Source organism: Kaistia adipata DSM 17808 (assembly GCF_000423225.1).
Classification (GTDB): Bacteria; Pseudomonadota; Alphaproteobacteria; order Rhizobiales; family Kaistiaceae; genus Kaistia; species Kaistia adipata.
On sequence record NZ_KE383991.1, the window covers coordinates 1 to 12,613 of the forward strand.

General features: G+C 69.7%; 17 protein-coding genes. 3 read left to right on the plus strand and 14 right to left on the minus strand.

Annotation, left to right across the window (positions count from 1 at the left end; translation table 11 throughout):
- From G539_RS26730 to G539_RS0112890, 9 genes are all read right to left on the minus strand, one after another.
- On the minus strand, positions 1–203 hold a 203-nt coding region (locus G539_RS26730), incomplete at its 3' end, for a transposase (protein ID WP_156911956.1).
- Positions 204–445: 242 nt separating this feature from the next.
- Positions 446–658, minus strand: a complete 213-nt coding sequence (locus G539_RS0112850; protein ID WP_029075560.1) for a rcc01693 family protein — start codon at positions 656–658, stop codon at positions 446–448.
- Positions 655–969, minus strand: coding sequence for a gene transfer agent family protein (locus G539_RS0112855; protein ID WP_029075561.1), 315 nt, complete (start codon positions 967–969; stop codon positions 655–657). Before G539_RS0112855 ends, G539_RS0112850 begins: the two co-directional genes overlap by 4 nt.
- Positions 969–1,385 carry a phage major tail protein, TP901-1 family gene (locus G539_RS0112860; RefSeq protein WP_029075562.1) on the minus strand — a complete coding sequence of 139 codons (417 nt, stop codon included), beginning with the start codon at positions 1,383–1,385 and terminating at the stop codon, positions 969–971. Before G539_RS0112860 ends, G539_RS0112855 begins: the two co-directional genes overlap by 1 nt.
- Before the next feature lie 48 nt (positions 1,386–1,433).
- A complete protein-coding gene (locus G539_RS0112865) occupies positions 1,434–1,832 on the minus strand; it encodes a DUF3168 domain-containing protein (RefSeq protein ID WP_029075563.1) in 399 nt (132 codons plus the stop codon).
- Positions 1,833–2,250: 418 nt separating this feature from the next.
- The gene (locus G539_RS0112875) at positions 2,251–2,580 is read right to left on the minus strand and encodes a phage head closure protein (protein WP_029075565.1); all 330 of its coding nucleotides are present in this window, start codon (positions 2,578–2,580) and stop codon (positions 2,251–2,253) included.
- Entirely contained in the window at positions 2,577–3,146 is a 570-nt protein-coding gene (locus tag G539_RS0112880) for a head-tail connector protein (RefSeq protein WP_029075566.1), read from the minus strand. The genes G539_RS0112875 and G539_RS0112880 overlap by 4 nt, the downstream gene beginning before the upstream one ends.
- 258 nt (positions 3,147–3,404) lie before the next feature.
- Positions 3,405–4,634 carry a phage major capsid protein gene (locus tag G539_RS0112885; RefSeq protein WP_029075567.1) on the minus strand — a complete coding sequence of 410 codons (1,230 nt, stop codon included), beginning with the start codon at positions 4,632–4,634 and terminating at the stop codon, positions 3,405–3,407.
- The gene (locus tag G539_RS0112890) at positions 4,631–5,194 is read right to left on the minus strand and encodes an HK97 family phage prohead protease (protein ID WP_029075568.1); all 564 of its coding nucleotides are present in this window, start codon (positions 5,192–5,194) and stop codon (positions 4,631–4,633) included. The genes G539_RS0112885 and G539_RS0112890 overlap by 4 nt, the downstream gene beginning before the upstream one ends.
- A gap of 59 nt (positions 5,195–5,253) precedes the next feature.
- Between G539_RS0112890 and G539_RS0112895 the strand changes: the two genes are divergently transcribed.
- Positions 5,254–5,466 carry a hypothetical protein gene (locus tag G539_RS0112895; RefSeq protein WP_029075569.1) on the plus strand — a complete coding sequence of 71 codons (213 nt, stop codon included), beginning with the start codon at positions 5,254–5,256 and terminating at the stop codon, positions 5,464–5,466.
- 512 nt (positions 5,467–5,978) lie between these two features.
- On the opposite strand, the gene G539_RS0112905 is transcribed toward G539_RS0112895, so the two are convergent.
- Both G539_RS0112905 and G539_RS0112910 read right to left on the minus strand, forming a co-directional pair.
- A complete protein-coding gene (locus G539_RS0112905) occupies positions 5,979–6,167 on the minus strand; it encodes a hypothetical protein (RefSeq protein ID WP_018184130.1) in 189 nt (62 codons plus the stop codon).
- Positions 6,155–7,372, minus strand: coding sequence for a phage portal protein (locus G539_RS0112910; protein ID WP_084640101.1), 1,218 nt, complete (start codon positions 7,370–7,372; stop codon positions 6,155–6,157). The genes G539_RS0112905 and G539_RS0112910 overlap by 13 nt, the downstream gene beginning before the upstream one ends.
- 222 nt (positions 7,373–7,594) lie before the next feature.
- On the opposite strand from G539_RS0112910, the gene G539_RS24675 reads away from it, so the two are divergent.
- Positions 7,595–8,812: a GGDEF domain-containing protein gene (locus G539_RS24675; protein WP_156911957.1), complete on the plus strand. Its 1,218-nt coding sequence runs from the start codon at positions 7,595–7,597 to the stop codon at positions 8,810–8,812.
- Here G539_RS24675 and G539_RS0112920 read toward each other — a convergent pair.
- The 3 genes from G539_RS0112920 to G539_RS0112930 form a co-directional block, all read right to left on the minus strand.
- Positions 8,809–9,585: a bestrophin-like domain gene (locus G539_RS0112920; protein WP_245576880.1), complete on the minus strand. Its 777-nt coding sequence runs from the start codon at positions 9,583–9,585 to the stop codon at positions 8,809–8,811. The genes G539_RS24675 and G539_RS0112920 overlap by 4 nt on opposite strands.
- Positions 9,586–9,738: 153 nt before the next feature.
- Positions 9,739–11,019, minus strand: a complete 1,281-nt coding sequence (locus G539_RS0112925; RefSeq protein ID WP_210162833.1) for a DNA-packaging protein — start codon at positions 11,017–11,019, stop codon at positions 9,739–9,741.
- Positions 10,979–11,452: a hypothetical protein gene (locus G539_RS0112930; protein WP_029075574.1), complete on the minus strand. Its 474-nt coding sequence runs from the start codon at positions 11,450–11,452 to the stop codon at positions 10,979–10,981. Before G539_RS0112930 ends, G539_RS0112925 begins: the two co-directional genes overlap by 41 nt.
- 300 nt (positions 11,453–11,752) lie before the next feature.
- On the opposite strand from G539_RS0112930, the gene G539_RS0112935 reads away from it, so the two are divergent.
- Positions 11,753–12,529: a bestrophin-like domain gene (locus G539_RS0112935; protein WP_156911958.1), complete on the plus strand. Its 777-nt coding sequence runs from the start codon at positions 11,753–11,755 to the stop codon at positions 12,527–12,529.
- Positions 12,530–12,613: the final 84 nt, after the last annotated feature.

Genomic DNA, 12,613 nt, shown 5'->3' on the forward strand with positions numbered 1-12,613 from the left:
ACCGAACGCCATTGGCACCCCGTCGACAACACATACAAGAGCGCATTGACGACCGCCCGCATCGACGTGGACGGCGGGCGGCCCAGCGCCGACTTCGCCGGCAAAAATGGCAGGATCAGCGCCCATTCCGTATCCGTCAAATCGCTTGCATAGCGCCCCGCCGCACGCTCATGCTGCCGCCGGGTGGTCTTGGTCCAAACCATGCTGTGAGCCTCCCTGATCTTCGCAAATCAAAGAGAATCACACTTGATCAGGACCACCTAGACATTACGGGCCAGACACTGAGGCGCTTCGCGCCAGCGAAGCCTCGAAGGAGGGTCCAGCGAACTCCGCAGCCCTCCGGATCGCCGAAGGGAGCCAACTGGACCCTCCTTCGAGGCCCGGCTTTGCCGGGCACCTCAGGATGATGGCGGTGCTGGCCCTTTCGCTGCGCCCCAGAGAGCTGTCAGGGCGTCCGATCCGGAAACCGCCGCGCCAGGTCGTCGAAGGCGGCGCGGTCCATCGGCGCGGGCGTCCTTCCGGTCAGGCCCTCGATCGCGGCGGCGAGCTCGCGTGGCGTCAGCGCCCAGAACTCGCGGCTCGAAAGCCGCAGCCGACCGAAGCCGACCGCCATCGCCTCGCGCCAAGGGAAGGCGGCGACCTCGCGCGGCGGCGTCATGCCGTGCCCCCGAACGTCGCGCCGAGCAGTTCCGCGACGATCCCGGCAAAACCCGCCGCGCCGCCTTCGGCGCGCATGGCGGCGACCCGATCGTCATCGATCGCCGCGCCCGCCCCGCGCAGGCCGGCGCCGAGGATGCGGATCGCGTCGCGCGCCGACAGCCGGCCCTCGCCGAAGCGGGCGGCGAGCGCGGAAAGATCCTCCGCGCCGAAGGAAGCCTCCAGTTCCGCCAGCGCGCCGAGCGTCAGGCACAGCGTGTGCCTCGTGCCGTCCAGCTGGGCCTCGATCTCGCCGCGATGCCGGTTCGCCATCACGCAGCCGCCGTGAAGCTGACGAGACCTGCCGATTCCAGCGCGATCTCGTAGGTGACGGCGCCGTCATGCTCGCCGGCATAGTCGAGCGCGGTGAGCTGGAACGGCCCGGCAAGCGTGCCGAAATCCGGCACGATCAGCTGGAAATCGCGGATCGCGCCGTCGAAGAACAGGCTGCGCATCGCCCCGTCCGTCGTTGCATCACGAAAAATGCCGGAGCCGGAGACGCTGGCGCGCCGGACGCCGGCGCCGGCGAGCAGTTCGCGCCAGCGCCCGGCGGAATCCGCGTCGGTGGTGTCGACCGTCTCGGCGTTGAGCGCGAAGCGCCGCGCGCGGAGCCCGGCCACGGTGGCGAAATCGCCGGAGCCGGAGGTGTCGATCTTCAGGAGCAGATCCCTGCCCTTCTGCGCGGTCATGGCGGGTCCTTTCGATGCGGCCGTCGGGCCGTTCGGAATTGACTGCGGCTAGTTCTCGATGAGCGCCGCAACACGGACGACGCCATGCTCGGTCTGGCCGTCCGGGTCGAGGCGGACCTCGGCGAAGGCGACGCGGACGAGCACCAGCGCGCTGTCCTCGAGGACGAGCGGCGCGTCGTGCAGCCGGCGCATCAGATGGCCGATGATCGTCCAGGCTTCGCGCTTGCCGATCGCGCGCGACCAGACATGCAGCGTCAACCTGACATCGCCGCCCGGCTCGTTGTCACTCGACCAGTCGGATTGCCAGGCCTCGCCGAAGGTGACGGCCGGAAATTCCATGGCGCGCGGCGCGCCGTCATGGATGCGGTCGCCGACCAGCGCGGCGAGGTTGAGATCGGCGGCGAGCGCGGCGACGATCGCCGCCTGCAGGTCGAGGGCTGCGATCATCGGGATCTCCTCCGCAGGCGCTCGATCGCGGGCGCGAGAACAGGATCGGCGGCTGCGTCGAACGCGCCGAACTCGCGGCCGAACAGGGTTTCGCCGGCGAGCGTGACGTCGAGGGAGAGGCTCCCCGACACGCGCAGCGCAGCGGGAAAGCGCTCCGTTTCCCTCTCCCCTTGTGGGAGAGGGTCAGGGTGAGGGGTACCGGCGCCGATGTCGGGAGGTCCAGCTCGTAGCGCGGAGCTGGTACCCCCCTCTCCAACTCTCCCCCACAAGGGGGGAGAGGGCCGACCGAGGCCCTCCCCGGTATCGGCAACCGCGACCCGCAGCCTTTCAGCATTCCGCTCCAGCGCCCCCGAGATCGCCGGAATCGCCGCCTTTCGCAGCGCCGCGGCGAGCGCCGCGCCGGTCAGAGCCCGCGCGTTCATGCCCGTACCTCCTCGGCGTCGAGAACGAGAAAGCGCCGCTGCTCGTCCGGGTCGCGCCAGGCGACGACGGCGAGCACGCGGCCGCGATGGCGGATTCGCATGCCGCCCGCGACATCGGCCCGGAAGCGGAGCGTGATCCGGTGGCTGACGCGGGTCGCGAGACGGTCGGCGGCGAAGCGCTCGCCGGCCGCGACGGGTTCGATCCGCGCCCAGAGGGTCGCGACCTCGACCCAGTCGACGGTGGCGCCGCCGGCGCCGTCCGCCGCCCGGACCGGCCGTTCGAGGACGACGCGGCTCGAAAGCTGGCCGGGATCGAAGCCGCTCACAGCGAACGCACCCGGTAGGGCGCGACCAGCGCCTCGAAGCCGAGCGGCGCGACATCGCCGGCCTGGTCGAAGCCGACCGCGCCGCGATGCTCGTACCAGTGCGCGACCAGCATCATCACCGCCTGGCGCAGCGGCGCCGGCACGGCGAGGCTGGTGACGCCATAGCCGGCCGTCACATCAATCTCGATGCCGTTGTCATAAAGCGCGACCGCCGGCTTCAGCTTCGCCACGATGCGCGGCGGCTGGCGGGCGGCGTCGACGCGGTAATCGTCGGGATCCAGCACATGCGCCGCGCCGACAATGTCGTAGAGCGTGACGCTCTCGACCGAGATCAGGGGCAGGATCGGCAGCTCGATCGCCCGGCCGGACGGCCATTCGTCGAGATAGACGCGCCAGGATTGCGCGATCAGCTTGCGCCGCGTCGTGCTCTCGACATGGGTGCGCGCCGCGACGATGGCGGCGGCGATCAGCTCGTCCTCGGCCGTGCCGTCGACGCGCAGATGCGCCTTGGCATCGGCGAGCGACACCGGCTCCGTCGCCGGCCCGGAAATCAGCGCTGCGGTCATGAGGGCGCTCCTGCGAAAGATGGATGAGGGCGGAGCGGCACCGGCGCGAGGCCGGCGCCGCTCCGGGCCGCTCCCGGCGGGAGGGAGACCGGGACCGGCCGAAGGCTGGCTTGTTCCCTCCCCCTTGTGGGGAGGGTTAGGGAGGGGGTACCACCTGCCAGGTCGCAGGACGGGCACGTTGCGGACCGGATGGATCGGCGCCGGTACCCCCACCCCGCCCCTCCCCACAGGGGGGAGGGAGAAATGGAGGCACGCCCGCTAGCTCGTGCCGAACTTCAGCAGCTTGATGGCATCAAAATCCTGGACGCCGCCGCCGACGCGCTTGGTGGTGTAGAAGAGGACATAGGGCTTGGCGGAATAGGGATCGCGCAGCACGCGGACGCCGAGACGGTCAACGACCAGATAGCCGCGGCGAAAATCACCGAAGGCGAGCGCCAGCGCATTGGCGCCGATATCGGGCATGTCCTCGGCCTCGGTGACCGGGAAACCCAGCAGCGACGCCTCGCCGCCCGCCACCGCCGCCGGCTGCCAGAGATAATGGCCATCGGCATCCTTCAGCTTGCGGATCGCCGCCTGGGTGCGGCGGTTCAGCACGAAGCGGGCATTGGCGCGATAGCCTGCCTTCAGCGTGTAGATCAGGTCGACCAGCACGTCGGATGGATGGGAGGACGGCAGCGCGCCGGACGCACCGGTGACGACATAACCGATCTTGCCCCATTCCCAGCTCGCCTCGGCGACGGTCGAATAGCCGAGGAAGCCCTTCGGCTTGTTGGTGCCGTCGCCGGATACGAAGGCGGTGCCCTCCTGCGCGGCGAAGGCGCTCTCGACCTCGGCGGCGATCCAGTCGTCGATGTTGACGGCCGAGTCGTCGAGCAGGGCCGCCGTCGCCGCCGGCATGGCGTAGAGCTCCATGGCCGGGAAATCGAGCGCGGCGATGGCCGGCGACGTGGTCTGCGAGCGCGCGCCGGTCTCCGCCACCCAGCCGACCGCCGGCCCCGCCGTCATGAAGGGTTTGCGATAGGTGCCGGTCGAGACCTGGCGGACATCGGCGATGGCGCGGATCGGCGAGAGCGCGGCGAGGCGCCTGCCGATCTCGGTCTCCGTCTCGACCGGCACGAGATAGCCGCCATCGGCGTTCGAGCCGGCCGACAGCGCCTTCTGCTCGAGTTTGCGATAGCCGTCCTCGTCGCCGCCGCGCACATAGCCCTCGAAGGCCTGCTTGTGCTCGGACGGGCGCGCCGTCGCGCGCTCGGCGGAAAGCGGCGGCCGGCGGCCCTTCAGCGTCAGCTCGTCCAGCGCCTTGTTGATGCGGTCGAGCTTCTCCGTCGTCACCACGTCGGCGGAGAGCTTGGTCTCGATCTCGACGAGCCGCTCGTCATTCGTGTCCTTGAACGCCTCGAAGGCGCGCATGAAGTCGTCGAAGGCGGCGGAAACGTCGCCGCCCTCGGCTGCCTTCGCCTCGGGTGCGGCAGGAAGGGTCTCGGTCATCGGCTGGTCCTCGAATGGTGGGAGGGGCTGGTCGGGTTGAGGGAACGGGCCGCCCGGCGCATTTTCGCCGCGAGGCCAGTGGTCTTGACGCTCGAGACGCGGGCGTCGGGCTGCATCGGGAAGGTGACGACGGAGATCTCCCAGAGGTCGATCTCGGTGAGGCGGCGGATGCCGGCCGCCCGGTCGGGGCGCGCCTTCACGGTCTTGAAGCCGATCGAGAGCCCGTCGAGCGCGCCGGCGCGCATCAAACTCGCCACCTCGCGGCCGCGCGCCACGTCGGCCATGAGACGGCCGCGCACGAAGAGGCCGCGCGCGTCCTCGCGGATCTCGGTCCAGACCCCGATCGGCTCGGCCGGATCGTGCTGGTAGAGCATGCGGATGCCGCCGGCACCGCGCCGCGCCAGCGAGCGGGAGAACGCGCCCGGCATGACCAGGTCGCCGGAGAGGTCGGCCGTGCCGAACAGGCTGGCATAGCCGGAAAAGACGCCCTCGCCGTCGATGCCGGAGAGATCGGCGGCGGCGAACTTGGTCTCGAGCGCGGGAGGCTGGGTGATGGCCATGCGGTCTCCTTCGCGGGCGAGGCCGCGTGGAAGATGAGGAGTCGGATCAACGGGTTGGGGTGGACGGCTCAGGCGTCGATTCAGGCGGCGGTTTCGCGCTCATCGACCTGACCGCCGACCAGTTCGGCGCCGCGCCGGTGATCGTCACGCCGGCCGACGATCCACGCTATGGCGCGCATACGCAGGACACGGCGACGCCCGAGGCCATCGCCGCCCGGCTGCGGACGGTCGACGAACTCTGGCGCGACTGGCTGGCGCGGCCGAGAAGCTAGCCACGCGACATCAGGCGCTCCAGCGCACCGATGAAATCGCGGAACACCTGCCGATGATCCGGGCCAAGGCGTCGCAGCATGCGGTTCAGGAGGACTGTCATGTCGGCATGTTCTCCGGTTTGCATTCCACGTTTTGCAGCACGCTCACCGTCATCCCGGGCTTGCCCCGGGATCCACTCGGCGGCCGTGTCGGTAGGTTCGCGTCGAACGCCCGGGCTGCATGGATCCTCGCCTCCGCGAGGATGACGGCGGAGGGCGACGTCGGACTGAGAGGGGCGGAGGTTCCTCACCAGAGAGCCTGCAGGCACGGCCTATCCATTCAGCTCGCCGTCATCCCTGCGCAAGCAGGGATCCATATTCATGCAGGCAAGGCTTCGGGGATCGGTGCCCGCGAGCGGCATGGATCCCTGCTTGCGCAGGGATGACGGTGGCGCGTGTGGCGACGGCCTGACACCCACGAGAGGAAGAAGGCCGCTCCGACGGAGCCCGAAATCCCGAATCCTAGGAATCCCTTAGCGACGGTCGTTGAAGAAGCGATTCAGCCGCGCGATCTCGGCGACGAAGTCGTTGAAGCGGCGGTTGGAGCTGGCGAGTTCGCGGAGCGCCCAGACCAGCAGCGCGCTGGCGCCGGACGCCCAGAGGAACAGCGCCAGATGCGCCAGGTCGCCACGGCTGGCGAAGATGCGGGTCAGGTCGTCCACCCCTCTTCTCCCTCTTCGAGAGCCCGCCCCACCCCGTATCCCACTGCCTGCCGCTTCTCGTCGCGGGAGAGGAAGTCGGCCGTGCCGACCCTCGCCCAGAGCGCGGCGCGCTCGGTCGAGAGCGCGTCGACGGCATCGGTGTCGAAGCCGAGACGCAGCGCGCCCGGATAATGCGGGCCGAGCCAGGCGGCGATCGCCTCGGCTGTGCGGCCGACCAGCGGCAGCACGGTCTGGCGCCAGAACACGCGGTTGGCCTCGGCGTAGTTCGCATAGGTGTTGTCGCCCGGAATGCCGAGCAGCATGGGCGGCACGCCGAAGGCGAGCGCGATCTCGCGCGCCGCGCCGTTCTTCGCCTCCATGAAATCCATGTCGTGCGGCGTGAGCGCCATCGACGTCCAGTCGAGCCCGCCCTCGAGCAAGAGCGGCCGCCCCGCATTGACCGCGCCGGTATAGTTCGCCTCCAGCTCGCGCTTCAGCCGCTCGAACTGCTCCTGCGAAAGGCTGGCGCCGCCCTCGCCCTTATAAACCAGCGCCCCGGAGGGCCGGGCCGCGTTGTCGAGCAGCGCCTTGTTCCACGAGCCGGCGGCGTTGTGCAGGTCGAGCGCGATGGCCGCCGCCTCGAGCGGCGCGAAGCCGTAGTGGTCGTCGAGCGGATGATAGGTGCGCAGATGCAGGATCGGCGACAGGCCGTCCTCGACGGGAAAGCGCACCGACCGGCCGGCGACAGTGTATTCATAGGCCTCCGGCCAGCCATCCGGCCCCGGCACCACCTTCATCCGGTCGGGCCGGAGCGCATGCAGTTCGGCCGGGCTGCCGCCGAGCTGAACCAGCTCGGCATAGGCGTTGCCCGAGACGAGCAGATTGCCATAGAGGCCGGCGAGCCAGTCGCCGCCCGATTGCCGCGCGTTCGGCCGCGCCAGAAGCGCGAGCAGCGGATGCTCCGGCCGCTCGGCGTCACCCTCGTAGAGAAGAAGCGGCACCGAGGCGGCCGCTTCGGCGATCATCGTCACGGCGCGATAGACGATGGCGTTCTTCATGAAGCCCTCGCGGGCGAGCGTCGCCGGGTCGCGCGCGGACCAGGCGGGCCGTCCCTGCCCCTGCAGGGCGATCAGCGCGCCGGTCCGTGACGCCTTGGTCTCCGATACGAGGTGCTCGGGCGCGGCATCGCGACCGCCGAACAGGCGGAGAAGAAAATTCTGTCTCACGGGCTTCTCCCATCGGGCAGGACGCTTGCGCAGGGCGTTGTTCACCTTGCCGCAAGGTCATGGCGTAGTTTTCCTTGCGTTCCGGGCCACAAGCGGGACTAAGTGGCGCACTTTTTACGAGCAAGGCGGCGATCGAAGCTCCGGCGACCCTTGCGACAGCTGCACGCCCGCCCGCAGGCGCCACTCTTGGCCCTGGTCCGGCGGACCCGGAAGGACGAACCGGTGCTCGATTTTGCCTCGCTCCTGGTCGCCATTGGTTTCTCGACGGCATTCCTGGCGGCGATCCTGCTAGCGGCCTGGAAGACGACGCGGCGGGACGGCTTCCTGTTCAGTTGCGCCGCCGGCGCGCTGTTGATTGCCGTCAGCGTCGGCTTCTCGACGATCGACAGCATCAGCCCTTCCCTGTGGGCGCAGAGCCTGGGCCTTGGCCTTCTGCTGGCAGGCGAAGCCTATCTCTATGGCAGCGCGGCCCAGTTCCGGCTCGGCACCTCGCCCTCGCGCCGGATCGCCGTCGCGACCGTCGCATCGGTGGTGCCGCTGCTGCTGTCGCTGCTCGCCGGCTATAACGGTCTCGCCTATTCCGTCAGCTATATCGCCTCGGCGATCCTGCTGTACCTGGTGGCCTACGAGTTCTGGCGCGCGCGCACGGAAGCCCCGATGACCGCCATCGGCATCGCCGTCCTGTACTTCCTCGTCGGACTATCCTTCTTGCCGCGCGCGCTGCTGGTGCTGACCTGGGACGGCCTCATCGTCGCCGGCCCGCCGCGCAACTGGGCGCAGGATCTGTCGCTCATGCTCATCATCGGCGCGATCCCGGCGCTCGGCGCCATGACGATGGCGCTGAGCCAGATCCGCACGACCCAGGCGCACCGGCGCGAGGCACTGACCGATCCGCTGACCGGGCTGCTGAACCGGCGCGCGCTTTTCGAAACCCTCGAAAACGGCTTGCCGCCTTCCGGCGTCGCCGTGCTGTTCGACATCGACGAATTCAAGGCGATCAACGACACGCACGGCCACGCCATGGGCGACCGCGTCATCACCCTGTTCGCCGAGACCCTGCTGCAGGACCTCCCCGCCGACGCCTCCGCCGCCCGCATCGGCGGCGAGGAATTCGCCCTCATCCTGCGCGATACGACAATGGACCAGGCCCTGCGCCGGGCCGAGGATGTTCGCGCCCGCTTCATCGCCCGGGTCCGCGGCGCGACCCGCCTCGACTGCACCGTGAGCGCGGGCCTCGCGCCCGGCGGCCGCGACCATGCCAACATCGATCGCGTCCTCGCCGAGGCCGATCGGGCGCTCTACGAGGCCAAGCGCGGCGGCCGGAACCGGGTCGTCGCGGCGCGGCAACAAGCCAATTCGGGCGCCCCGCCATCGGGAGCGGCGCCGGCCTCGTCCGGCGCGGACGACACCACCGAACCGATCCCCTCGCCCCTCGCCTAGGGCGCGTCGAAGGCGAGATCGAGGTTCTTGTGGTTGGTGTAGAGCAGTGACGGGTGCAGCTCTTCCAGCCCGTCATAGGGATTGGCGTGGATGGCCAGGATCCAGAGGCTGATCGATGCCGTGATCGCATAGATCGCAATCGCGCGCTTCGCGGCGCGCGGCCGGTCGGCGTGGGTGGCGGCGATGGTGATCGCGGTCAGCAGCGTCAGGAAGATCACCAGATACCACTTGTAATAGTCGATCGACGTGTTGCCGACGGCGAGGCGCAAATTGCGCGCGTCCTGCAGATCGTTGAAATCGTGCACGGTCTGCGAGAGCAGCACGGACGGCTTGTCGCCGCGCGCCAGCCGGGCGATCTCGCCGGTAATGTCGCGCAGTACCGCCTCGACCTCGGGGTCCGGCGCTGTGTTCTTGCCCTGCAGCCATTCGCGCGCCGCGACCTGCTTGCGGTAGGCCTCGACGCTCGCGGCCAGCGGCGCGGAATCGAGCACGTCCGGCTCGGCGCTGCGCAGCATATGGGTGATCGCCGAGCGTTCGAGGCTCGTCGCATGATCGGCCCGGGCGTTGACGGTCCAGATGTCGGCGGCGATGAAGCCGAGCGACAGGGCCCAGGCGGTGGCGATGGTACCCAGAAAGGCGGCCTGCGGTATCGAGAGGCTGTCGCGGACGGCGTGTCGCGACAGGCCATAGAGCGCCAGCCGGCCGACACCATAGAAGAACAGGCCGAAGCCGACGAACACGCCAAACAGCACCAGCAACGACAAGTGGTTCATCGGCTCCATCGAATGCGCCCCGCTCCGTCCGCCCAGACTGCCGGGCCGAACGCCGCCTTGCGGGGCCGATCGTAAGGCTCGACTACAGACCGATGCATCCGGGGATTCGCATCACAAGGCAACCTGTGATCGTCCGCTCGGGAGCGTGAAGCGCTACATGGCGCGGATGCGCGGTTCGCCCGGCGCCCGCAGCATCAGCGCCGAAAGCGCCCAGACCAGCGCGTCGAGCCGGTCCGGCGATCTGCCGTTCGCCAGGCCTTCCGGGCCGAAATCCGCCATCTCGTCCTCCAGCGCCGGAAACGTCCCGGCATGGCGCACCCGGCCCTGCGCATAGAGCGCCGCCACCGGCTCGGCCCGCAGATATTTGCCGCGCGTCGCCCGGACCGCCGTCACCGGCACGCCGGGATCGACCTCGTTGATCACGCTCGCCACCATGTCGCCGCCCTGGTTGACCTCGGCGACGAGCAGATCCGCGTCGAGCGCGCGAAACAGCCCGACCGCGGCGGCGGCCCAGGCGGCCGGCTTCACCTCGGCGAGGCTGCGATCGGCCAGAACATAGGCGACGCCGTCCGCCGCGAGGCCGCAGGCGACGATGCCGCAGGCGTCCGCTCCCTTCCGCCTGGAGGCGGGCGGGTCGACCGCGACGGCGATGCGGACCAGTTCCGGCGCCTTCTCCACGCGCTGCCGCTCGATGTCGTCGCGGCTCCACAGCGCATCGGCGCGATCCTCGATCCACTCGCCGTCGATCTCCTGCCGGCCGAGCCGCGTGCCGCGATAGCGCCCGACGACGCGTTCCAGAAAGCCCGGCGCCAGGTTGGCGAGGTTGGCGGAAGTGCCGGCCCGGGTGACGACGCTTCGCTCGGCCTGAAGCAGGCGCTTCAGCAGCGGGATCGGGCGCGGCGTCGTCGTCACCAGCTGGCGCGGCAGCGCGCCGACGCGGAGACCGAACTGCAGCATGTCCCAGCACGCCTCCGGATAGCGCCACTTGCCGAGCTCGTCCGCCCAGGCCGCCTCGAATTGCGGTCCGCGCAGGCTCTCGGGATCCTCCGACGAAAAGCAGAGCGCCACCGCGCCGTTCGGCCATTCGAGCCGCCGGCGCGAGGGCTGCCAGTTGGGCCGCTCGGCGCGCGGATGCACCGCGAGCAGGCCGGAAACGCCCTCGACCATCACGTCGCGGACATCGGCGAAGGTCTCGCCGATGAGCGCGATCCGTCCGACCGGCGTTTTCGCGAAACCGGGGCGGCCGCCTGCGAGGCCGCGGATCCATTCGGCGCCGGCGCGCGTCTTGCCGGCGCCGCGCCCGCCGATCATCAGCCAGGTGAGCCAGTCGCCCTCGGGCGGAAACTGGTCGTCACGGGCCCAGAAATCCCAATCATACTGGAAGGCCTCGAGTTCAGCCGGCCGCAGCGCCGCCAGCAGCCGCGTCGGCCGCAGGCCCCGTCGCGCCGAGTCGTTCCAGGCGTTCCTGAAGGCGCGCCCGGAGAGCGGCGATGTCGATGCCTGCTCCGTCGCCGTCATCCTCCGTGCCTCCCCTCAGCTTCGCCAGAGTCTCCAGCGTCCGGGCAAGGACGGAGAGCGTGCGGGCGTCCTTCTCGTCGACGCCGCCCTCGCCATTCGCGAAACGCAGCTCCAGCTCGGCGACCTGGCGCTCGAAGGTGCGGTAGAGCCGCGCCACCAGCTTTTCCTCGGCCGCCTCGTCCGGCAGCGGCGGCGCCTCGCCCGGCCGGAGCCAGCCATGCCGCTCCGCCTGCTTCGTCACCGAGACATGGCTGACGCCATGCGCCGCCGCGATCTCCCGCAGCGGCAGCGCCGAGGTCTCGTAGACGACGCGGATCGCCGCCCACTGATCGAGGGTGAGTTCGGGCATTCTTCCTCGCCTCGGTGAGGGGAATGGCAGAAACGCGGCACGCCGAACGGATGAGGCGGCCCGCGAGACCTGCGAAGAAGGGGCACGACCGGAAATCTTCCCCCGCCGGACGCAACTCTTGGACGATGGCTGAACCCTATCCGAACAGCGTCACGCTGTCAAGGATTATTTTCCTATATCTGATCGCGCCGCGTCCGCCGTCCGGCCGGCCCGCGATGCCCGCGAAAGGCCGCGGAAGCGCTTTTCTTGGTTTTGGGCGACTGTTAGGCTGTCGTCGGATGTGGTGCGGGGGAGGCAAGCGTGTCGGCTGCTTTCGGGCTGTCCTATGAGATGACGGTCGCTCTCCTGACATTCGCCTGCCTCTGCGTCGCGTCGCTCGGCACCCTGCACGCCTATCACCACCTGCCGCCCTCCTGGCGCGAGGACGAGACGCTCCGGACCGTCCGGCTCGTCGCCAACCTCTTCGGCATGCTGAGTTCCCTCGTGCTCGGCTTCATGGTCGGCTCGGCGAACAGCAATTTCGGCGACGCCGACAAGGCGGTTCACGCCTATGCGACCGAGATCATCCTGCTGGACCACGCCTTGCGGGGCCTCGGCCAGGATGCCGCCGCGATGCGGACCGAACTGGCCGGATATGTCGCGACGATCGTCGGCTCGCGCGAGGTCGAGCGGGCCGCGCTGCCGGGCGAAAACCGGACGGCCGAGGCCACGCTCCGCGACATCCGCGCCCGGCTTCTGTCGCTGCCGCCGCGCGATCCCGCCTGGACCGCCGACCGCGACCAGGCCAGGGCCCATCTCGACACAATGCTGCGGAACCGCTGGGAGCTGATCCATCGCCCGGAAGCGGTCATCCCCCTTCCGCTGGTCGCCTCGCTCGTGCTCTGGCTCAGCATGACCATGGCAAGCCTCGGATATTGCGCGCCGCGAAACGGGCTGGTCAGGGCCAGCTTCGTCGTCGCGTCGCTGCTTCTGTCCGGCGCGGTCCTGTTGATCCTCGACATGGCCAACCCGTTCGACGGCCCGATCCAGGCGTCGGCGCAGCCCTTCCTCCGCGCCCTCGCGGAACTGAAGCTCTAGGACGACGCGTCCGCCGCCGTCCGCCCGTCGCAACCGGCGACAGACAAGCGTCCGCCCCTCCTCTATCCTCGGCGAAAACCAGAA

What these genes read in the sequence shown, in the direction of transcription:
- G539_RS0112850 (WP_029075560.1), bottom strand. Translation starts at nt 658, where the DNA reads ATGACGCCGCCGCGCGAGGTCGCCGCCTTCCCTTGGCGCGAGGCGATG.
- G539_RS0112855 (WP_029075561.1), bottom strand. Translation starts at nt 969, where the DNA reads ATGGCGAACCGGCATCGCGGCGAGATCGAGGCCCAGCTGGACGGCACG.
- G539_RS0112860 (WP_029075562.1), bottom strand. Translation starts at nt 1,385, where the DNA reads ATGACCGCGCAGAAGGGCAGGGATCTGCTCCTGAAGATCGACACCTCC.
- G539_RS0112865 (WP_029075563.1), bottom strand. Translation starts at nt 1,832, where the DNA reads ATGATCGCAGCCCTCGACCTGCAGGCGGCGATCGTCGCCGCGCTCGCC.
- G539_RS0112880 (WP_029075566.1), bottom strand. Translation starts at nt 3,146, where the DNA reads ATGACCGCAGCGCTGATTTCCGGGCCGGCGACGGAGCCGGTGTCGCTC.
- G539_RS0112885 (WP_029075567.1), bottom strand. Translation starts at nt 4,634, where the DNA reads ATGACCGAGACCCTTCCTGCCGCACCCGAGGCGAAGGCAGCCGAGGGC.
- G539_RS0112890 (WP_029075568.1), bottom strand. Translation starts at nt 5,194, where the DNA reads ATGGCCATCACCCAGCCTCCCGCGCTCGAGACCAAGTTCGCCGCCGCC.
- G539_RS0112920 (WP_245576880.1), bottom strand. Translation starts at nt 9,585, where the DNA reads ATGAACCACTTGTCGTTGCTGGTGCTGTTTGGCGTGTTCGTCGGCTTC.
- G539_RS0112930 (WP_029075574.1), bottom strand. Translation starts at nt 11,452, where the DNA reads ATGCCCGAACTCACCCTCGATCAGTGGGCGGCGATCCGCGTCGTCTAC.